This window comes from Planomonospora alba (assembly GCF_039534085.1).
Lineage (GTDB): Bacteria > Actinomycetota > Actinomycetes > Streptosporangiales > Streptosporangiaceae > Planomonospora_B > Planomonospora_B alba.
The window spans coordinates 1-21,161 of record NZ_BAAAUT010000057.1 but is presented as its reverse complement, the minus strand read 5'-3'; the positions used below and the strand labels follow the sequence as shown (position 1 = coordinate 21,161).

Below are 21,161 nucleotides of genomic sequence, written 5' to 3'. Positions count from 1 at the left end.
GTTCGCTTCGCCCGAGTGGCGGACCTCTTGCCTTGACAGGTCCGTCCGGCAGCCACGATCCTGTGTGAGAGCGCTCTCTGCCGTGCGGGGCGAGGCGGAAGACGGCGAGGCGAAAGGGGACTGAAGACATGACCCTGTCCATGGGGGTGTCCGGGGGGATCTCGGAGGAGACGGCGGGCACCGGAGAGGTGATCTTCCCGGAGGGGTTCGTCTGGGGCACCGCGACGGCCTCCTACCAGATCGAGGGGGCGGCGAACGAGGACGGCCGCGGGCCGTCCATCTGGGACACCTTCTCCCGGACCCCCGGCAAGGTCTTCGCCGGCCACACCGGCGACGTGGCCTGCGACCACTACCACCGCTACCGCGACGACGTCGCGATGATGGCCGACCTCGGGGTGCAGGCCTACCGCTTCTCGATGGCCTGGCCGCGGATCCAGCCGGACGGCTCCGGCCCGGTCAACCCCCGCGGCCTGGACTTCTACGACCGGCTCGTCGACGAGCTGCACGGCCACGGCATCACACCCCTGGTGACGCTCTACCACTGGGACCTCCCGCAGGCCCTGGAGGACCGGGGCGGCTGGACCAGCAGGGAGACCGCCGAGCGCTTCGCCGAGTACGCCGCCGTCGCCTACGGCCGGCTCGGCGACCGGATCGCGACGTGGACGACGCTGAACGAGCCGTGGTGCTCGTCCTTCCTCGGCTACGGCGCGGGCGTCCACGCCCCCGGCCGCACGGACCCGGGCGCCGCCTTCGCCGCGGTCCACCACCTGCTGCTCGGGCACGGCCTGGCGGTGGCCGAGCTGCGCGCCGCAGGGGCCGCGCAGGTCGGCATCACCCTCAACCTCGCCCCGATCTCCGGCGACGACCCCGAGGCCGTCGCGCACATCGACGGGCTGCAGAACCGGATCTTCCTCGACCCGGTGCTGCGCGGCGAGTACCCCGCCGACGTGGTGGAGCGGGCCCGCCGGTTCACCGACTGGTCCTTCGTCCGCGACGGCGACCTGGACATCATCGGAGCGCCGATCGACGTCCTGGGCGTCAACTACTACAGCCCCACCGCCGTCCGGCTGCGGGCCGGCCAGCCGGCCAACCCGGTCCACCCGGGCAGCGAGGGCATCGCGTTCGTCCAGGGCGACGAGGAGAAGACCGCGATGGGCTGGTCGGTCAAGCCGTCCGGCCTGACCGAGCTGCTGACCCGGGTCTCCCGCGACTACCCGGGCACGCCGCTGATCATCACCGAGAACGGCGCCGCCTTCGACGACGTGCTCGCCGACGGCCGGGTCGCCGACGAGCGACGGATCGCCTTCCTCGACGGCCACTTCCGCGCCGCGCACGCCGCGATCGCGGCCGGGGCCGACCTCCGCGGCTACTTCGTGTGGTCGCTGATGGACAACTTCGAGTGGGCCGAGGGGTACGCCAAGCGCTTCGGGCTGGTCCACGTCGACTACGCCTCGCAGCGCCGCACGCCCAAGGACAGCGCGCTGTGGTACCGCGAGGTCATCCGGCGCAACGGGCTCCAGGCGTGACCCGGTGACCTCCGCCCGGCCCACCCTGGAGAAGGTTGCGGCCCGGGCCGGGGTCTCCAGGGCCACCGTCTCCCGCGTGGTCAACGGCTCGACCCACGTCAACCCGGAGATCCGCGCGAGCGTGCTGCGCGCCGTTGAGGAGCTGGGCTACGTGCCCAACCTCGCGGCGCGCAGCCTGGTGACCCAGCGGGCCGACTCGGTCGCCCTGGTGTTCTCCGAGCCGCCCACCCGCGTCTTCTCCGACGACCCCATGTTCTCCGACATCATCCGCGGCGTCAGCCAGGAGATGGAGGCGGCGGACAAGCACCTCGTGCTGATGCTCGCGGGCTCGCCGCGCGGCCGGGAGCGGGTCGAGCGCTACACCACCGCCCGGCACGTGGACGGGGTGATCGTGGCCTCGATGCACGGGGCCGACCCGCTCCCGACCGCGCTGGCCCGCCGGGGGGTTCCGGTGGTGTGCAGCGGACGGCCCCTGGTCCACGCCGGCCTGCCCTGCGTGGACATGGAGAACGCCGGCGGCGCCGAGCAGGCCGTACGGCACCTGGTGGCGGCGGGCCGCCGCCGGATCGCCACGATCGCCGGACCGCAGGACATGGTCGCCGGGATCGACCGGCTGACCGGCTACCGCACCGCCCTGCGCGACTCCGACCGGCGCTCCATCGTCGCGGTGGGCGACTTCACCCGGGAGTCCGGCGTCGTGGCCATGCGCCAGCTGCTGCGCGACGACCCCGCGCTCGACGCCGTGTTCGCCGCCAACGACATGATGGCGCTCGGCGCCCTGCAGGTGCTCCGGCGGTCCGGACGGCGCGTCCCGGACGACGTCGCCGTGGTGGGCTTCGACGACGTGCCCGCCGCCTCCTACGCCGAGCCGCCGCTGACCACGGTCCGGCAGCCGGTCTACGAGATGGGCCGCGAGCTGGGCAGGCTGGTCCTGGCGCTCGCCGCCGGCGGTGACGCGGACGGCCCGGTGATCCTGCCCACGGAGCTGGTCGTCCGCGAGTCCGCCTGAGCGGCGCCGGCGGCGCCACGGGAGCGCGCCCGCCGGAGCCGCCCCGCGCCCCGTGCCGTCCGGGCGCGCCTCGCGGCCGCGGCCCGGCTGCCCCACCGCCCCGTCCCGGGCCCCGTCCCGCTCCTTCCGGCCATCTCCGGTCCCCGGACCCCGTAGAGTCGTTCGGCCGGTCGGGCATCGGCCGGCACGCATCGGATCAAGGAGAGACCACGTGGCACTGGAGAAGCCGGAGATCGACTTCCCGGAGGGTGACGCGCCCGCGCAGTTGCAGATCGTCGACCTCGTCGAGGGGGACGGCCCGGAGGCCAAGCCCGGCCACCAGGTCAGCGTGCACTACGTCGGTGTCGCCTTCTCCACCGGCGAGGAGTTCGACGCCTCCTGGAACCGGGGGCAGCCCTTCGAGTTCCCGCTCGGCGAGGGCCGCGTCATCGCGGGCTGGGACCAGGGCGTCGCGGGCATGAAGGTCGGCGGCCGCCGCCGCCTGACCATCCCGCCCCACCTCGGCTACGGCAACCACGGCGCGGGGGGCGGCCTGATCAAGCCCGGCGAGACCCTCATCTTCGTCGTGGACCTGCTCGGCGTCCGCTGAGACCACCCGGCCCCGGCGCCCGCCGGGGCCCGCGGCGGGCCGCGCCCCCTTCCGGGGGGGCGGCCCGCCGTCCCGGCTCGCCCGGCCCCGCCCCGCCGGAATGTCACCGCGAGCTCATAGGCTGGTCCGCGTGCTGTTGATCGACCTCGCGCGCACCTCCGCGGCCGTGGCCGCCGACTCCGCCCGGCTGGCGAAGATCCGCCATCTCGCGGAACTGCTCGGCCGCGTCGGCCCGGACGAGGCGGAGACCGCCATCGCCTACCTCTCCGGGGAGCTGCCCCAGCGCCAGCTCGGCGTCGGCTTCGCGAGCCTGCGCGACCTCCCCGAGCCCCGGCTCGCCGCCACCGCGACGCTGAGCCGGGTCGACGGCCTGCTGCGCCGCATCAAGGCGCAGTCCGGCCCCGGCTCCCAGGCGGCGCGCAAGGCCCTGCTGGACGAGCTGTTCGCCTCGCTCACCCGCCCCGAGCAGACCTTCCTGTCCCGGCTGATCCGCGGCGAGCTCCGGCAGGGCGCCCTCGACGGCGTGATGATCGAGGCCGTCGCCAAGGCGTCGGGCGCCCCCGCCGCCGAGGTGCGGCGGGCGCTGATGCTGCGGGGCTGGCTGCCCGCCGTGGGCGCGGCCGCGCTGTCCGGCGGGGTCGAGGCGCTGCGGGCCTTCACCCTGGAGGTCGGCCGGCCCGTCTCGCCGATGCTCGCCCAGAGCGCCCCCTCCGTCGCCGCCGCGCTGGAGCGCATCGGCGGCCCGGCCGCCCTCGAGTGGAAGCTCGACGGCGTGCGGGTCCAGGCCCACCGCTCCGGCGACGCCGTCTCGGTCTTCACCCGCGCACTGGAGGACATCACCGCCCAGGTGCCCGAGCTGGTCGAGGCGGTCCGCGCCCTGCCCCTGACGGACCTGGTGCTGGACGGGGAGGTCATCGCCCTGCGGCCGGACGGCCGTCCCGAGCCCTTCCAGGTCACCTCCGGCCGCGTGGCCAGCCGGACCGACGTGGCACGGGCCCGGCGCTCGACCCCGCTGAGCGTGTTCTTCTTCGACGCGCTGCGGGTGGACGGCGCCGACCTCCTCGACCTGCCCGACGACACCCGCCACGCGGAGCTGGCCCGGGCCGTGCCCGCCGAGCTGCTCACCCCCCGGCTGGTCACCGGCGACGTGGCGCGCGCCGAGGAGTTCTTCGGCGACGCCGTGCGGCGGGGGCACGAGGGCGTGGTGGTGAAGTCGCCGGGCAGCCCTTACGCCGCCGGGCGGCGCGGCGCGGGCTGGATCAAGGTCAAGCCGCGGCACACGCTGGACCTGGTCGTGCTGGCCGCCGAGTGGGGCAGCGGCCGGCGGGAAGGCCGGCTCTCCAACCTCCATCTGGGCGCCCGCGACCCGGCCGGCGGCTTCGTCATGCTCGGCAAGACCTTCAAGGGCCTGACCGACGAGCTGCTCGCCTGGCAGACCGAGCGGTTCCTGGCGCTCGCGGAGGGCCCCGCGGACGGCTGGACGGTCAAGGTCCGGCCCGAGCTCGTCGTCGAGATCGCCTTCGACGGGGTCCAGCGCTCCAGCCGCTATCCCGGCGGCATGGCCCTGCGCTTCGCCCGGGTCGTCCGCTACCGCCCCGACAAGACCCCCGACCAGGCCGACACCGTCGAGACCGTCCGCTCCCTGATGCTCTGAGCCCGGGCCGCGCCGGTCCGGCCGGCCGCCCGGCCGATCCGCAGGATCACTTGACCATGCGCAGCGTGAGCGGGTAGCGGAAGCCGCCCTCCCCCAGCGCCGCCAGGCCGCCGACGACCGACAGCACCACGGCGCCGACCCAGAGCAGCGGCAGCAGCACGGCGCCCACGAACGTGATCGCCAGCGCCACGGTGGCGCCGAGGAGGGTCAGCTGGAAATTGAGCGCCTCCACCGCGTGCGCGCGGATGTAGGGGGAGGTCCGGCCCGCCGCGAGCAGCATGATCAGCGGGCCGAACACGAGCAGACCGGTCAGCGGGAGCAGGTGCGCCGCCGCCGCGCCCATGCGGTCCCCGCCCGTGTGCGCCCGCCCGTATCCCGCGACCGGCCGGTTCCGCACGGGAGCGTGCGGATACGGCACGGGCCCGGCCGGGCGGGAGCCGTACAGGTCATGCATGATCGGCATGAGGTCGCCGTGGACCCGGGCCGTCATCGCCCGCTCCAGGCGGTCGTCGAACTCGACCTTGTCCAGCCGCCCCTCCGCGTAGGCGGCCTTGACGTGCTCGACCACCTGCTCCCGGTCCCGGTCGCTCACCCTGAGGCCGGCGTATCCGGCCCCGGGGGCCGCCGCCGGCGCGCCGCCGTACCGAGGGCTCGCCGGGGGCGTCGCTGTGCCTGCCATGGAAACCGACCATCCCTTCGTCGCCTCTGTGACCTCCAGGTTCGTCCGTGACGGCCCTCCGGCGCATCGGGGTTCCCCCTTACCTGTTCCCTGGAGTTGTCCCGGGGGCCCGTCATGGGGCATCCCGGGGATGTATAACAAGGACATGAGATGGCGGGATCGCTACGGTTTGAGGCGTCTGCGCGGGCCGAAGATCGCGAAGTTCGATCGGGAGGCGACCGACGCCGACATCGAGGCGCTCATCGCCTTCGCCAAGTCACGCCGCGGCGTGGAGTTCTACGTCGAGCCGGAGACCTTCGCCACGGACACCACCGCCGTGGCCGTGGCCGACGACGGCGAGTGGACCCGGCGCCGGGTCGGCGCCCCCGCCGTGATCCGCAAGGTCGCCCGCGATCTCGCCCTCCCGGTCTACGACGTGCAGCTCACCGGCTATCCCCCCCGCATGCGGGCCTACAACGAGCGGCGCAGGCGCGAGGAGGCCTGATCCCCCCGCTTCATCCCGCCAGGCCGACCGGGTCCGCCGGCGGCTCCTCCAGCAGGACCACCATGGGCAGCAGCCAGGCCGTCCGCGGTGTGCCCATCTGCAGGTCCAGCTCCTCGGAGGTGGGCATGCGGTCCTTGAACGCGTGCGGCGGCAGCAGATGCCGCAGCGCGTGCAGGAGAAGGTTCGCCATGGAGTAGCCGGGGTCGATCTCGTGCGCGCGGCCCAGCGCGACGCCCGCCAGCGCGCAGTCGCCGCCGTGCCAGGCGGCCATGCCGAGCAGGGAGGCGGCCGGGGGCACGAACCTCCGCTCCAGCCGCCGGGTGAGGTCCTGCCAGAGCCTGCGGTGCGCGTGGTGGTCGTCGTCGGTGATCAGCGTCCACGCCTCGTCCCTGGTCCTGATCACCGCCAGGTCGAACCCGAGCCTGGCCGCCTGCTCGTCGTCGAGCCGCCCTCCCGCGGCGTAGGTGCCGATGGCCTCACGCACCCGGGCCGTCCCGTCCGCGACGAGCTCGGCCGCGAGCCCGTCGAGGTCGCCGCTCGCGGCGAGCCGGGCGCGCAGCTCCTCCGCGATCCGGGCGGTGGCCCGGCGCATGGCCGCCCGGGCGGGCCCTCCGACGGGCGTGAGCGAGCGCTCCAGGGTCCGGCGGTCGGGCAGCGCGACCAGCCCGTACGCGACGGCCCTGGCCGCGACCGCGCCGGCTTCGCGGTCGTACGGCGTGCCGGAGGGGGGACAGCAGCCCGAGCGTGCGCACAGATAGGACCAGTAGCGGCCGTCCTCCGCCCGGAGCAGGTCCACGAGCGCGATCCCGCTCCCCCGCAGCCGGGCACGCAGCTCGTCGGCCGCCGGGGTCACCAGCGGTCCGGGACCGTAGCCGACGGCGATGACCTGGCCGATCCGCTCCCTGCGCAGCAGCGGGAGGATCCGGTCCAGCTCCGTGCCGGTCAGTGGCAGGTCCCAGCGGACGGTGAGGTGCACGTCGCCGCGGGGCGGCCGCCCGCGCAGGCCGATCACGACCAGGCTCTCGGCGGGGTGGAAGCCCAGCAGGTAGGGGATCGCGCCGAGGACGTCCTCGGTGGAGCCGAGCAGCAGGTCGGGTGGGGCCGCCGGGAGGTCCGGCGAGTCCGGGGTGTCGGTCGTCATGGCCGACAGCATCGCCGGGACCGGGGGCGGTGATCCCGCCGGACGGGGCTCCTGTGGACGGACGGCACCCGGGCCGGCTCCTCCTGTGGAGAACGCCCCGGGAGCCTCGCCGCCCGGAGCACGGCGGACGGCGGACGGCGGGACCGCGGGCCGGCGCCGCGGGGGACGCCCCCGCGGGCCACCGGTCCGGAGCGTCAGTGCCCCTGTGCGGAGGGCCCCTGCGGGAGCGCTCCCGGCGGGAACCCGTCGCCGGGGTCGCCGCCGGGCGGGACGGCCCGCGGCGGGAGGCCCCCGCCGGGAGCGCTCCCGGGCGCCAGCCGCGTGCGGACCATGACGGCCGCGCCCGCGACGGCGGCGGGCATCGCGACCACCGCGCCCAGCGGGATGAGGAAGAGCAGGAAGAGGAGCACGCCGAAGCCGACGGTGAGGGCCTTGTCCGCGCGCAGCAGCGCGAACCGGTCCTTGCGGGCCAGGCCCCGGCGCTCCATGGCCAGGGCGGTCAGCTCGACGGTGAGGAAGAAGCCCGAGACCAGGGCGCCCAGCACGGGGACCGCGGTCTGCCCGACCACCGGCACGAACCCGAGGAAGAAGAGCGGGACGGTGAACAGCAGCGTGTAGCCGAGCGTCACCAGGCTGTCCTTGATCGACCGGGGGATGGACCTCCACAGCGGCAGCTCGTGGCCGGTGGGCACCTCGCCGTAGGACTCCTCGACCTTCTCCGACAGCTTCTCGTAGAAGGGCTCGCCGACGACCAGGGTCACCGCGGCGAAGGTCACCGCGGCCAGCACGAGGCCGGCGCCGAAGACCACCACACCGACCAGCACCCTGAAGACGTTCCGGACGCCCTCGCTCCAGCCGTCGGCGAACGGCGTCATCCACTCGGCCAGATCCGCGGCGTTCGTCCCCAGGAAGTAGAGCCCCAGCGCGTAGAGCACGAACACGATCAGGGCGGGGATCAGGCCGAACAGCCACCACCCGGGGTGGCGCGCGACCCAGCGCAGCCCCTGCAGGAAGAAGCCCATGCCGCCGGTGAAGGAGCGGATCACACTCATGCCGCGAAGGCTATCGGGATCGGCCGCCCACCGCGCGGCGGCACCGGGGGCACCGGAGGCACCGCCGTACAGGCTCCGGCGGATCCGGTACGGCGGGCGGGTCCGGGCGCGGGGGCCGGGGACCGGTTCAGGGGCGCCGCCACAGACCGGGGACGGACACGTCCAGGGCGGCGAACAGGCGGCGCAGGAGCGGCAGGGAGATGCCCAGCACGTTGCCGTGGTCGCCGTCGATGCCCTCGACGAACCAGCCTCCGGGACCGTCCAGGGTGAAGGCGCCGGCGACCCGGAGGGGCTCGCCGGTGGCGACGTAGGCGTCGATCTCGGCGTCGGTGGGGGTACCGAACCGGACGACGGTGGAGCCCACCTCGGAGACCTCCCTGCCGGAGGCCGTGTCGATCACGCAGTGCCCGGTGAGCAGGCGGCCGCTCCGGCCGCGCATCCGCCGCCAGCGGGTCGCGGCGTCCTCGGGCGAGGACGGCTTGCCGTACGCGCGGCCGTCGAACTCCAGCACCGAGTCGCAGCCGATGACCAGGACGCCGTCCAGGTCCCGCGCCACCGCCGCGGCCTTGGTCCTGGCCAGGACGAGGCAGAGGTCGGCGGGGGTGTCCGCGGTGACGGCGTCCTCGTCGACCCCGCTGACGATCACTTCGGGATCGAGTCCGGCGCTGCGGAGCAGGGCGAGGCGGGCGGGTGAGGCGGAGGCGAGTACGAGCCGGGTCACGTCTCCGAGCCTATCGGCCGGTACGGCGGGCGCGCCGCCCGGCCGCCTCCTCGGGAGGCCGGGGGCGCCACCGGGGGGCGGTGACCGCTCAGAGCGAGCGGACGGAGGAGAGCGCGGTGGTGATGTCGCGCCAGCGGCCGCGCTGGGCGTCGGGGATCGTCACGAAGACGAGGGCGGGCTTCTTTGCCCGGTCGGTCTCGATCACGGTGACCGCGGCCATGGAGGAGCGGCTCTTGCCCTTCACCTTGTACGTCACCCGGTAGGCCAGCAGCCAGCCGTCCTCGACCGGCTGGGAGGCGGTCCACTTGATCTCGGCGCCCTCGGGGTGGTGGTTGAGCGTCCAGCGGGCGGCCAGCAGGGCGGTGTCCTTCGCGGTCGCCTGCACCAGGATGGGGACCGGGCAGCTGACGAGCATCGCCCGGTGCCCGGCGCCCTTCACGGGCGGCAGCACCTGCTTGGTCGAGAACGGCGAGGCGCCGTGGCTCTTCCACGGCTTGCCCAGCCTGGCCAGCGAGACGCCGGACTTCTCGTCCTTGATGCGGCGCTTGGCCGCCGACGCCTTCCCGGGGAGCCGGCCGAGCTTCCTGTCGGCCGGCGGGCCGGGCAGGCGGGGGTCCGCGAGCGCGGCGGTGACCGCGCTCCCGTCCGGGGTGGGCGTGGGCCCGGGGGCGGGGGTCCCGGCCGTGGGAGACGCCGTGGGAGACGCCGCCGAGGACGCCGCGGCGGAGGGCGGCGGCGAGCTGGGGCCGGACGAGGGCGCCGCGGCAGATGGCGCGGCGATCTGCCCCGGCGGCTCCCCGCCCGGCCGGTCGGAGGAGTCGGTGGAGCCGGAGGAGAGGAATCCGACCAGGGCGGCGACCGCCGCCACGGTCACCGCCGCGGTCCCGGCGAGGATCCGGTAGATCACCCGCATCGGCAGGTCGCCGATCCGGGAACGCTTGATGGGCGATGCCGGGGGGACGCGGGGCGGTTCGGCCACGATCTTCGGCAACTCGGATGTCTCCGCCTCGGCGGCCATGTACGTAGGGGTAACACCCGTCTCCCGGGTCCCCGGAGTCCCACCCAACCCATCGAGCACGATCGGGAGCGTACGACAAATCCGCTTTTCCCGTTCGCGTTCCCCATCACACTTCGGGAACGAGTAGGTCCCGTTCTCCTCCCGTTTCCTACCTGGAGATCCTCCGTTCCGCGGCGGCGACCGGGCGGGATCCGCCCGGGCGCAGCCACGGCGCGTCCGCGACGACGGTGCACGAGCCCGGCTCGATCTCGGTGAAGCCCGCGTCCCGCACCACCGGCAGGTCCCCGGCCGCCAGAGCGTCCCAGGAGGCGGGGTCGGCCGTCCGCACGGCGAGCGCGAAGCCCCGCTCCCGCCACTCCTCCCGGACGCCCCCGTCCGCGCCCCACCAGGCGAACTGCGCGGCGTGCCCGGCCTGGGCCATGGCCTTGCCCGCCGACATCCGCAGGTGCGGGTTGATCCAGAGCACGGCGCCGCCCTCCCCCGGCGGGCCGGGCTCGGCGGAGTCGGCCAGGTCGGTGCCGGAGACCTGGAGCCGGGACAGGTCGCGGGGCCAGTCGTCCAGGGGGACCGGCGGGTGCACGCGGACCTCCGCGGTGCCGTGCGCGACGGTGGTCCCCGGCAGGTCGAGCACGCGCCGCCACTCGGCCCCGCGCGCCCGCCGCACGACCTTTCTGATCCGCCTCCGCTCCCAGCCGCGCACCGCCTCGGCCCATTCGCCGCCGTCCGCCGCGCGGGGGTCGCCGAGCAGGGCCAGTACGGCCAGCGCCGCGGCCTCCAGGGCGTCGGTCCGCTCGGGAGGGGCGGACCTCTCGATCCGGACGACCAGGGGGAGGACCCTCTCCTGCGTCACGTCTTCTCCGGTCACGCCTTCCAGCATGCCCTCCCCCGGGCGGCGACCGGGAATCGCGGTCCCGCGGCGCGTCCGGAGGGACCGCCGGGCATCGGAGGAAAAGGGGTCCGGCGCGGAAATCTATGAAAGAAATCTTTCACGAATATGCGGCACACCACGGCCCCGCAGGTGCCTTCCGGATGCGCGGGAGCGAGGGCGCGATGCGGCACCTCCCGCCTCCCGGAGGCGGCGACCGCGCCCCGGAAAGCGTCCCGACCGGTCGGCGGGGAGGATCACCCGAAAGGGCGGCCGTCACGGAGCGTGAAAGAAGATCCACTCCTCGGCGTCCTCACATCTCCGGCTTCACCAGGGAAATGAGGACGCAGACCTGAGAGCCCTCGGCGGGTCGGCCGGAGATCGTCACCCTCCGCCATCTCACATATTGGACGATTCGGTCAAACGTTACGTTTTTCCAGATAATCCTCTATTTCACACTTTCGCGCCTACCGACCGGCTTTGTTACAGGTTGGGCCGCCCGCGGTCTCAGGTCTGCAACACCCCCCGCGTCCCACTTGTCCAAGCCAGAGTCACGATGGTCAGCTTTGCTCAACCATGCTGGCGGCTTACTTCACATCGAACCCCTAAGGAGTGCTGCCGTGTTCCACACGCGGACATCTGGCAAGTTTCTAGCTGCAGTGGCAGGAGGTGCACTCCTGCTGAGCGCCTGTGCGGGCGAGAACTCGGCGAGCGAACCCGCCGCCTCGGGCTCCGCTCCGGCCTCCGCTCCCGCGGCGTCGACCATCACCTACGCCCACGAGCAGGAGTTCCACTCCTACAACGGCAACACCGCGGCTGAGAACGCCACCCGTAACAACGGCCCGCTCCAGCGCGTGCTGTCCGGCTTCTGGTTCTACGGCCAGAACGGCGAGATCACCCCGAACACGGAGTTCGGCTCCTACAACAAGACCTCCGACGACCCGCTGACCGTCGAGTACACCTTCAACGACAAGGCGGTCTGGTCGGACGGCACGCCGATCGACTGCGACGACGCCCTGCTGTTCTGGGCCTACAAGTCCGGCAAGCTCAAGGACTTCTCCACCGCCGGCACCACCGGCGTGGAGTACGTCAAGGTCCCCGAGTGCAACAAGGGCGACAAGAAGTTCACCTTCGTCTACGAGGAGCCCTTCGCCGACTGGCACGCCAACGGCCCCGGCGCCGTCGAGCTCCTGCCGGCCCACGTCGTGGCCAAGCAGGGCGGGCTGAGCGAGGACGAGTTCATCGAGGCCGTCAAGAAGACCGACGCCAAGAAGCTCGAGAAGGCCGCCAAGTTCTTCAACGACGGCTGGATCGCCGAGGGCTCGCTGCCCGCCGCCGACCTGATCCCGTCCTCCGGCCCGTACAAGCTCTCCAAGCTCGACGCCGGCCAGTCGCTGACCTTCGTCGCCAACGACAAGTGGTGGGGCACGCCGCCGGCCGTCCCGACCATCGTGGAGCGCTTCATCGCCCTGGACGAGCAGGCCCAGGCGCTGCAGAACCGCGAGGTCCAGATCATCGAGCCGCAGCCCGGCCCGGACGTGCTCAACCAGCTCAACGCGCTGGAGGGGGTGAAGGTCCACACCGGCAACCAGTACATCTACGAGCACCTGGACTTCAACTTCGACTCCAGCCCGTTCAAGGACAAGGCGCTGCGTGAGGCCTTCGCCAAGTGCCTGCCCCGGCAGCTGATCGTGGACAACCTGATCAAGCCGCTCGACCCGAACGCCAAGCCGCTCGACGTCCGCAACGTCGCGCCGTTCCAGGCCAACCACGCCGCGGTCGTCCAGGCCTCCGGCGGCGTGCCCGCCGCCTACGCCCAGCAGGACATCGAGGGCGCCAAGGCGCTGCTGGAGAAGGCCGGCAAGACCGGCCTCAAGGTCAAGATCGGCTACCAGACCCCGAACCCGCGCCGCACCTCCGCCGTCCAGCTGATCAAGGACGCCTGCGACAAGGCCGGCTTCGAGATCGTCGACGGCGGCTCCGAGGACTTCTTCGGCACCGTGATGCCCGCCAACAACTACGACGTCGCGCTGTACGCCTGGTCCGGCTCCTCGCTGGTCAGCGGCTGGGGCTCCACCTACACCACGCCCACCAAGTGCGACGGTGAGAGCAAGGGCAACAACAACGGCTGCTACTCCAACAAGAAGGTCGACGAGCTCGTCAAGAAGCTGAACTCGACCGTCGACGTGGCCGCGCAGGACCCGATCATCGGCGAGATCGAGAAGATCCTCTGGGAGGACCTGGCCACCATCCCGCTGTTCCAGCACCCGGGCCTGAGCGCGTGGGACGAGACCCTGCAGAACGTGGTCCCGAACCCCGCCCAGTCCACCATCACCTGGAACATGGACAAGTGGAGCGCCGCGTAACCCTCTTGTTCTAGGTCCGGTTCACCGCACGTGCGGTTGACGGAACACCCACCCCCCAGGGCCGGGGCCGGAGGAGCACGAACCCCCGGTCCCGGCCCTGGTCCGCACATACAGTCCTCACAGAGCAGGAGGTGACGAAATGATCGTCTTCATCGCGCGGAGACTGGTCATCTCGTTCTTCGTCCTCCTGGCGGCCACCTTCATCATCTTCGTCCTCACGGCGCTCTCGGGCGATCCGTTGGAAGACCTCCGCCAGGACGCCAGCCCCAACAAGGCCCAGAAAATCGCGGACCGCGTTGAGCGCATGCAACTCGACGACCCGATCCCCGTCCGTTACCTGAGCTGGCTCGGCGACATCGTCCGCGGTGACCTCGGGGTCAACCGCGACGGCCACAGCGTCGCCATCATGCTGGGCGAGGCCCTGTCGGCCACGCTCCAGCTCGTCATCGCCGCCACCGTGATGGCCATCATCATCGGCGTCATCATCGGCATCGTCTCGGCGCTCCGCCAGTACAGCGGCTTCGACTACACCGTCACCTTCGCCGCCTTCATCTGCTTCTCGCTGCCGATCTTCTGGGTCGCGGTCATGCTCAAGCAGTACATGGCCATCGAGTTCAACAACTGGCTGAAGGACCCGGTCATCCCGGCGCCGGTCATCGGCGCGCTCGCCCTGCTGTCCGGCCTGGTCTTCGGCGCCCTGACCGTCGGCGACCGCAGGCGGCGGCTGGTGTCGTTCGCCGTCGGCCTCGCCGTCGGCGGCGGGCTGTTCACGCTGCTGTCGGTGACCCGCTGGTTCGCCGACCCCGGCTTCGGGCTCCCGCTCGTGCTGGCCGTCTCGCTCACCGCCGCCGTGGGATTCACCGTCCTGGCCGCCGGGCTGCGGCAGCGGGGCCCGCTGTACGCCGCGCTCGCCGCCGCCGTGCTCGGCGCGGCGGCCTCGGAGGTCTTCGGCCCGCTGCTGGCCGACCCGACCTGGCTGGAGATCGCCGGCCTCGCCCTGCTGACGGTCGCGGTCTGCGCCGGCCTCGGCTACGCCCTGGGCGGCCTCCAGCGCCGCCAGGCGATCACCGCCGCCGTGCTGACCGGCCTGTTCACCGGCGGCGTCATCTTCGTCGACCGCATGCTCCAGGCGTTCAACTCCTACAGCGCCGCGGTGCGCGGCCGCCCCATCTCCACGATCGGCGCCCGCACTCCCAACTTCCAGGGCGACTTCTGGCAGATGAACCTGGACTCGGCCGGTCACCTGCTGCTGCCGACCATGGCGCTCATCCTGGTCTCGCTGGCGACCTACACCCGCTACAGCCGGGCGAGCATGCTGGAGGTCATGAACCAGGACTACGTCCGCACGGCCCGGGCCAAGGGCCTGCCGGAGCGGACCGTCGTGGTCAAGCACGCCTTCCGCAACGGCCTCATCCCGATCACCACGCTGATGGCCGTCGACTTCGCCGGCGTCATCGGCGGCGCGGTCGTCACCGAGAACGTCTTCGGCTGGCAGGGCATGGGCAACCTGTTCATCGACGGGCTCAACACGGTCGACCCCATGCCGGTCATGGCGTTCTTCATCGTCACGGGGACCGCGATCGTCGTGTTCAACATGATCGCCGACATCCTCTACGCCTACCTCGACCCGCGTATCCGGCTGTCCTGAGATCGGAGAACCACCATGACGATCAACACTCAGGCGACGGAGCCCGGAACCCCCTCTGACGCCCAGCAGGGCCTGGCGGTCGTCGCCCGTACCCAGGGGCAGATGGTCCGCCGCCGCTTCTTCCGGCACCGCGCCGCCCTCGCCGGAATGGTCACCTTCGGCCTCGTGATCATCCTCGCGTTCAGCTCCATCGGCTTCGCGGGCATCCCCGGCTGGTGGGACAAGAGCTACCTCGACACCGGCTCGCTGGTGAACCAGGGCAGGCCGACCCTCAGCGTGGTCCCCGAGTTCCTCGGCGGGGACGGCGTACGCCTCGGCGAGCACCCCTTCGGCCAGGACGACATCGGCATCGACTACTTCGCGCTGACCATGCGCGGCGCCCAGCAGTCGCTGATCATCGCGTTCCTCGTCGCCATCGTCGGCACCGTCGTCGGCACCCTCGTCGGCTCCGCCGCCGGTTACTTCCGCGGCAAGGTCGAGGCCGTGCTGATGCGCTTCACCGACGTGATGATCACCATTCCGGTCCTCATCATCGCGGCCGTGGTCGGCCGGATGATGGGCGACAGCGGCGCCGCGGCCCTCGGCGTCTTCATCGGCCTGGTGATCTGGCCGACCCTGGGCCGCCTGGTCCGCGGCGAGTTCCTCTCCCTGCGGGAGAAGGAGTTCGTCGAGGCCGCCCGGGCCATCGGGACCCCGGCCAAGCGGATCATCTTCCGGCACATCCTGCCGAACACCATCGGCGTCATCATCGTCGCCGCGACGCTCTCGGTCGCCAACGCGGTGCTGCTGGAGTCGGCGCTGTCCTTCCTGGGCCTCGGCGTCCAGCCGCCGGACACCTCGCTCGGCCAGCTCATCAGCGAGTACCGCAGCGCCATGGTGACCCGCCCGTGGCTGTTCTGGTGGCCCGGCCTGTTCATCATCCTCATCGCGCTCTCGATCAACTTCATCGGCGACGGCCTGCGCGACGCCTTCGACCCCCGACAGACCCGGGTGCGTGCCTAATGACGACTTCCCCGAACGTGCCGGCCGGCCCCTACGAGGACGGCGCGCACGAGCTCTCCTCCCACGTGACGGACTCCGCCGAGGAGGTGCACGTCGGCCTCACCCTGGACGCCGTGCGCCCGCCCTCGTCGGAGGAGATCCTCAAGGTCGAGGACCTGACCGTGGAGTTCCCCACCGAGGACGGCGTCGTGCGCGCCGTCCGGGGCGTCTCCTACAGCCTGCGGGAGCGGGAGGTGCTGGGCATCGTCGGCGAGTCCGGCTCCGGCAAGTCCGTCTCCTCGCTGGCCGTCATGGGCCTGCTGCCCAAGAGCGCCCGGATCAGGGGCCGGATCCTCTTCCGCGGCGACGACATGCTGAAGATGTCGCCCCGCAAGCAGCGGAGCCTGCGCGGCCGCAAGATCGCGATGGTCTTCCAGGACCCGATGACGGCGCTGAACCCCGTCTACACCATCGGCGACCAGCTCGCCGAGGCGGTGCTCGCGCACGAGCTCATGCCGCGCAAGACCGCCCTGGCGCGGGCCAAGGAGATGCTCGACCTGGTCGGCATCCCGCAGGCCGAGGCCCGGCTGCGCAGCTATCCGCACGAGTTCTCCGGCGGCATGCGGCAGCGCGCGATGATCGCCATGGCGGTCATCAACAACCCGGACATCATCATCGCCGACGAGCCGACCACGGCCCTCGACGTGACCGTCCAGGCGCAGATCCTGGAGAAGCTCCTGGAGGTCAAGGACGCGGTCAACGCCGCCATCGTGCTCATCACGCACGACCTGGGCGTCATCGCGGGCATGGCCCACCGGGTGCTGGTCATGTACGCCGGGCGCCCGGTGGAGCTCGGGGAGACCGACCCGGTCTTCGAGGAGCCGCGCATGCCGTACACGGCGGGCCTGCTCGGCTCCATCCCGTCGCTGGAGGGCGGCGGCGCGAGCCGGCTCCGCCCGATCAAGGGCACTCCCCCGTCGCTGATCAACCTGCCGTCCGGCTGCCCCTTCTCCCCGCGCTGCCCCCTGGCCACGGAGGTCTGCCGCACCGAGGAGCCGCCGCTGGCCGAGACCGACAGCGGCGCGCACTACGCGGCCTGCCACCACTGGGACCGGCTGGCCGCGGCCGAGGACCCGACCGAGTTCTTCCGCACCGAGAGTGAGACCGTGGCATGAGCGTGACGACCGAGGAGAAGGGCGCGCCCCAGCGCGAGCCCGACGGCGGCGGGCACCTGCTCGAGGTCAAGGACCTGGTGATGAACTTCCCGGTCCGCGGCGGCGGTTTCCTGCGCCGGGTGGTGGCCCACGTCCAGGCGGTCAGCGGGGTCTCCCTGCACGTCGACGAGGGCGAGACCCTCGGCGTGGTGGGCGAGTCCGGCTGCGGCAAGTCGACCACGGGCCGGGCGATCCTCCAGCTGCACACCCCCACCTCCGGGTCGGTGCGGTTCCAGGGCCGGGAACTGGTGGGCCTGTCCGCCAAGCAGATGGCGCCGGTACGGCGCGACATGCAGATCGTCTTCCAGGACCCGTACGCCTCGCTCAACCCGAAGATGCCGGTCAACGACATCATCGCCGAGCCGCTGAAGGTCCACGGGCTGTGGAAGGACGGCGGCCTGGACCGGGTCGCCGAGCTGCTGCGCCTGGTCGGGCTCAGCCCCGAGCACGGCAACCGCTACCCGCACGAGTTCTCCGGCGGCCAGCGCCAGCGCGTCGGCATCGCCCGCGCCCTGGCGCTGGAGCCGAAGCTGCTGATCCTGGACGAGCCGGTCTCGGCGCTGGACGTGTCGGTCCAGGCGGGCGTGGTGAACCTGCTGGAGGACCTGCAGGAGAGGCTCGGCCTGGCCTACGTCTTCATCGCGCACGACCTGTCGGTGGTCCGCCACATCTCCGACCGGGTCGCGGTGATGTACCTCGGGAAGGTCGTCGAGACCGGTCCCCGCGACGACCTCTACGACCGCCCCGCCCACCCCTACACGCAGGCGCTGCTGTCGGCGGCCCCCATGCCGGACCCCAAGCAGGAGCGCGCCCGCGAGCGCGTCATCCTCACCGGCGACGTGCCCAGCCCCCTGAACCCGCCGAGCGGCTGCCGTTTCCGCACCCGCTGCTGGAAGGCCCAGGAGATCTGCGCCACCGAGGAGCCCGCCCTCGTCGACCGGGGCAACGGCCACCCCGTGGCCTGCCACTTCGCGGAGGTCACCGAGCGCTGAGCGCGGGACCGCCGCACCGCGCGAGCCGCGGGAGGACCCTCCTCCCGCGGCTCGCCGCGTTCCGGCGCCCGGGGCGGCGCCGGCTACGGCACGACACGACCGCTCCGCTCCTGGGACAATTGCGATCATGCGCTTCGGCATCCTGGGACCCGTGGAGGTCCGGCACGGTGACGGGCGGCCGGTCGCCGTCGGCGGGCCCCGGCTGCGCGCGCTGCTCGCCCTGCTCCTGCTCGACGCCGGCCGGGTCGTCACCGTCGAGCGGCTGATCGACGGCCTCTACGGCGCCGACGTGCCCGGCGGCGCCGTCAACGCGCTGCAGGCGCAGGTCTCCCGGCTGCGCGGCCTGCTCGGCGACCGCGGCGGCACGATCGTCCGCCACCCGGCCGGATACCTGATCGCCGCCGACCCCGGCGACGTGGACGTCCTGCGGTTCGAACGGCTGGCGGCCGAGGGGCGCCAGGCCCTGGCCGCCGGTGATCCCCGGCGGTCCGCGGCCCGGCTGGAGGAGGCGCTCGGCCTCTGGCGCGGTCCCGCGCTCTCCGACGTCGGCGACGCGCCGTTCGCCGCGGCGCAGGCCGTGCGGCTGGAGGAGGCGCGGCTGGCCGCCGTCGAGGACCGCGCGGAGGCGCTGCTGGCGACCGGCGGGCACCGGGAGGCGGCCGAGGTGCTGCGCGGGCTGGTCGGGGCGCATCCGCTCCGGGAGCGGCCGGCCGGGCAGCTCATGCGGGCGCTGTACGCCGGCGGCCGGCAGGCCGAGGCCCTGGCCGTCTTCGAGGACGTCCGGCGGCGGCTGGCCGAGGAGCTCGGCACCGACCCCTCTCCCGAGCTGGCCGCGCTCCACCTCGCGGTCCTGCGGGCCGACCCGTCCCTCGGCTCCCCCGGCTCTCCCGGTCCCGCCGCCGCGCCCGCCGCCCCCGCCGACCCCCCGCCCGGGCTGCCCGCCCACCTCACGCCGCTGATCGGCCGGACGGCCGAGCTGGACCGCCTCGGCGCGCTGCTCGACGCCAACCGCCTGGTCACCCTCACCGGACCCGGCGGGACCGGCAAGACCCGGCTCGCGACCGAGGCCGCCGGGCGCCGGTCCGGTGACGTCCGCTTCGTGGAGCTGGCGCCGCTCGTCGACGGGGCGGAGGTGCCGCAGGCGGTGCTCAGCGCGCTCGGGCTCCGCGAGACCGGCCTGCTGGCGGCCCCGAACCGGCAGCAGGCCGCACCCGACCTGACCGGCAGGCTGGTCGCGGCCCTCGCCGACCGCAGCGTCCTGCTGGTCCTCGACAACTGCGAGCACGTGGTGGAGGCCGCCGCCCGGCTCGCCGACCGGCTGCTGAGCGCCTGCCCGGGGGTGCGGGTGCTGGCCACCAGCCGCGAGGCGCTGGGCATCACCGGCGAGGCGCTGTACCCCGTCCCGCCGCTGGCGCTGCCCGGACCGGGCGCTCCCCCCGAGCAGGCCGCCGCGGTGCGGCTCTTCCTCGACCGGGCCGCGGCCGTACGGCCCGACTTCACCGCGGACTTCGGCACCGGCGGCGGTCCCGGCGACGCCGCCGCCGACGCGGTGCTGCGGATCTGCCGGGCCCTCGACGGCCTCCCCCTGGCCATCGAGCTGGCCGCGGCCCGGCTCCGCTCGCTCACCGCGGCGGAGGTCGCCGCCCGGCTCGACGACCGCTTCCGGCTGCTGTCCCGCGGCAGCCGCACGGCACAGCCCCGCCACCGGACGCTGCACGCGGTGGTGGGGTGGAGCTGGGACCTGCTGGACGAGACCGAGCGGACGATGGCCCGGCGGCTGACGGTCTTCGCGGGCGGGGCCACCCTGGAGGCGGCCGAGCGGGTCTGCGGGGTGGACGACACCGACGGCGTGCTCGCCTCCCTGGTGGACAAGTCCTTCGTCGAGGTGGTGGGCGGCCGCTACCGGATGCTGGAGACGATCCGCGCCTTCTGCGCCGAGCGGCTCGCCGAGGCGGGCGAGGAGGACCGGCTGCGCCGGGCCCACCTGGCCTACTTCCTCGGTCTCGCCGAGACCGCCGACCCCCATCTGCGCCGCGCCGAGCAGCTGGAGTGGCTGCGGCTGCTGGACCGCGAGCACGACAACCTGCACGCCGCGCTGCACCGGGCGGCCCGGGCCTCCGACGTCGGGCCGGGCCTGCGGCTGCTGTCGGCGCTGTCGTGCTACTGGTGGCTGCGTTCCCTGCGCAGCGAGGCGACCGCCCTGGCCCGCGAGCTCCTGGAGAAGCTCGGCTCCGGGCCGCCGGACGGTCTCGCCCACGAGTACGCCCTGTGCGTGATGACCGTCGCCTCGGGCGGCGGCCACGGCCCGGGCCTGGAGGCGCACCTGGAGGCCACCAGGAAGATCATGGCCGAGCAGGACTCCCTGCCCCGGCAGCCGTTCATCCACGTCATGTGGGCGATGGTCGCCGGCCCGCCGGAGCCGGAGGTCGCGGCGGAGCTGATGCGCCGCTGGCGGCGGTTCGAGCCGGACGACCCCTGGCTGACGGCGATCATGCACTTCGGCTGGGCGTACTTCCAGCTGTTCGACGGGAACCTGGAGGAGGCCGGGCGGGAGTTCGCGCTCGCGCTCGCGGAGTTCCGCGCCATCGGCGACCGGTGGGGCATCGCGCAGACGACCTCCGGGCTGGCCGACCTCGCCGACCGGCACGGGGACCGGGCCCGGGCCGTCGCGCTGACGGACGAGGCGCTGGACCTCGCCGGGCGGCTCGGCGCCACCGTCGACGTGGCGGAGCTGCTCCTGCGCCGGGCCCACGGACGGCTGCGCGACGGCGACGCGGCGGGGGCGCGGGACGACTACACGCAGGCGGCCGGGCTCGGGCGGCGGACGGGCGCCTGGGAGGTCGTGGCCGCCGGGCACCTCGGTCTGGGCGAGCTGGCCCGGCACCGCGGCGACCTGGACGAGGCGCGCCGCCAGTGCGAGACGGCGCTCGCGCGGTGCTCCACGGGCTGGTTCGACGCCGAGGAGACCCGGACCCGGGTGTGCGTGGCGCTGGGCTGGATCGCCGAGGCGGAGGGCGACGCCGCCGGAGCCCTGGCCTGGCACCGGCGCGCGTTCACCTCCGGGCACCGGACCCGCGACCTGACCCTGGTGGCCCGCATCGCCGAGGGACTCGCCGGGGTCGCGCTGCTGGAGGGGGACGGCGAGCGGGCCGCGCTGCTGCTGGCCGAGGCCGCGGCGCTGCGCGGCGGCCCGCCGGCGGGAGACCCGGACGCCGACCGGAT

Annotated in this window: 17 protein-coding genes; 11 read left to right on the top strand and 6 right to left on the bottom strand. The window is 73.5% G+C overall.

Annotated features, from left to right (window positions below):
• Window positions 1-128 precede the first annotated feature (128 nt).
• The 4 genes from ABD823_RS27635 (at window position 129) to ABD823_RS27620 (ending at window position 4,778) form a co-directional block, all read left to right on the top strand.
• On the top strand, window positions 129-1,526 hold the full coding sequence (locus tag ABD823_RS27635) for a GH1 family beta-glucosidase (protein ID WP_344864622.1): 1,398 nt from the start codon (window positions 129-131) through the stop codon (window positions 1,524-1,526).
• 4 nt (window positions 1,527-1,530) lie between these two features.
• Window positions 1,531-2,535 carry a LacI family DNA-binding transcriptional regulator gene (locus ABD823_RS27630; RefSeq protein ID WP_344864620.1) on the top strand — a complete coding sequence of 335 codons (1,005 nt, stop codon included), beginning with the start codon at window positions 1,531-1,533 and terminating at the stop codon, window positions 2,533-2,535.
• 211 nt (window positions 2,536-2,746) lie between these two features.
• Window positions 2,747-3,124 carry an FKBP-type peptidyl-prolyl cis-trans isomerase gene (locus ABD823_RS27625; RefSeq protein ID WP_344864618.1) on the top strand — a complete coding sequence of 126 codons (378 nt, stop codon included), beginning with the start codon at window positions 2,747-2,749 and terminating at the stop codon, window positions 3,122-3,124.
• A gap of 130 nt (window positions 3,125-3,254) precedes the next feature.
• Window positions 3,255-4,778: an ATP-dependent DNA ligase gene (locus ABD823_RS27620; RefSeq protein WP_344864616.1), complete on the top strand. Its 1,524-nt coding sequence runs from the start codon at window positions 3,255-3,257 to the stop codon at window positions 4,776-4,778.
• A gap of 46 nt (window positions 4,779-4,824) precedes the next feature.
• Here ABD823_RS27620 and ABD823_RS27615 read toward each other — a convergent pair whose 3' ends face one another.
• Window positions 4,825-5,370: a DUF1707 and DUF4870 domain-containing protein gene (locus tag ABD823_RS27615; protein ID WP_344864614.1), complete on the bottom strand. Its 546-nt coding sequence runs from the start codon at window positions 5,368-5,370 to the stop codon at window positions 4,825-4,827.
• Window positions 5,371-5,602: 232 nt separating this feature from the next.
• Between ABD823_RS27615 and ABD823_RS27610 the strand changes: the two genes are divergently transcribed.
• The gene (locus ABD823_RS27610; protein WP_344864612.1) at window positions 5,603-5,941 is read left to right on the top strand and encodes a hypothetical protein; all 339 of its coding nucleotides are present in this window, start codon (window positions 5,603-5,605) and stop codon (window positions 5,939-5,941) included.
• A gap of 10 nt (window positions 5,942-5,951) precedes the next feature.
• Here the strand turns inward: ABD823_RS27610 and ABD823_RS27605 are convergent, their stop codons facing one another.
• The 5 genes from ABD823_RS27605 to ABD823_RS27585 form a co-directional block, all read right to left on the bottom strand.
• A complete protein-coding gene (locus tag ABD823_RS27605; RefSeq protein ID WP_344864610.1) occupies window positions 5,952-7,082 on the bottom strand; it encodes a DUF4192 domain-containing protein in 1,131 nt (376 codons plus the stop codon).
• A gap of 194 nt (window positions 7,083-7,276) precedes the next feature.
• Entirely contained in the window at window positions 7,277-8,134 is an 858-nt protein-coding gene (locus ABD823_RS27600; protein ID WP_344864608.1) for an EI24 domain-containing protein, read from the bottom strand.
• Between the two features lie 127 nt (window positions 8,135-8,261).
• Window positions 8,262-8,855 carry a Maf family protein gene (locus tag ABD823_RS27595; protein WP_344864606.1) on the bottom strand — a complete coding sequence of 198 codons (594 nt, stop codon included), beginning with the start codon at window positions 8,853-8,855 and terminating at the stop codon, window positions 8,262-8,264.
• An 88-nt stretch (window positions 8,856-8,943) separates the two neighbouring features.
• Window positions 8,944-9,873: a hypothetical protein gene (locus tag ABD823_RS27590; RefSeq protein WP_344864604.1), complete on the bottom strand. Its 930-nt coding sequence runs from the start codon at window positions 9,871-9,873 to the stop codon at window positions 8,944-8,946.
• Between the two features lie 148 nt (window positions 9,874-10,021).
• Complete coding sequence (locus tag ABD823_RS27585; protein ID WP_344864602.1) at window positions 10,022-10,738, bottom strand: peptidyl-tRNA hydrolase; 717 nt, start codon at window positions 10,736-10,738, stop codon at window positions 10,022-10,024.
• A gap of 659 nt (window positions 10,739-11,397) precedes the next feature.
• Here ABD823_RS27585 and ABD823_RS27580 point away from each other — a divergent pair.
• From ABD823_RS27580 to ABD823_RS27555, 6 genes are all read left to right on the top strand, one after another.
• Window positions 11,398-13,104, top strand: coding sequence for an ABC transporter family substrate-binding protein (locus ABD823_RS27580; protein ID WP_344864600.1), 1,707 nt, complete (start codon window positions 11,398-11,400; stop codon window positions 13,102-13,104).
• A gap of 139 nt (window positions 13,105-13,243) precedes the next feature.
• Entirely contained in the window at window positions 13,244-14,752 is a 1,509-nt protein-coding gene (locus ABD823_RS27575; protein WP_344864598.1) for an ABC transporter permease, read from the top strand.
• Between the two features lie 15 nt (window positions 14,753-14,767).
• The gene (locus ABD823_RS27570; protein ID WP_344864596.1) at window positions 14,768-15,754 is read left to right on the top strand and encodes an ABC transporter permease; all 987 of its coding nucleotides are present in this window, start codon (window positions 14,768-14,770) and stop codon (window positions 15,752-15,754) included.
• Complete coding sequence (locus ABD823_RS27565; RefSeq protein ID WP_344864594.1) at window positions 15,754-16,908, top strand: ABC transporter ATP-binding protein; 1,155 nt, start codon at window positions 15,754-15,756, stop codon at window positions 16,906-16,908. Before ABD823_RS27570 ends, ABD823_RS27565 begins: the two co-directional genes overlap by 1 nt.
• Window positions 16,905-17,939, top strand: coding sequence for an ABC transporter ATP-binding protein (locus tag ABD823_RS27560; protein WP_344864592.1), 1,035 nt, complete (start codon window positions 16,905-16,907; stop codon window positions 17,937-17,939). Before ABD823_RS27565 ends, ABD823_RS27560 begins: the two co-directional genes overlap by 4 nt.
• Before the next feature lie 127 nt (window positions 17,940-18,066).
• The coding region (locus ABD823_RS27555; RefSeq protein ID WP_344864590.1) for an AfsR/SARP family transcriptional regulator at window positions 18,067-21,161 on the top strand (3,095 nt) is incomplete at its 3' end.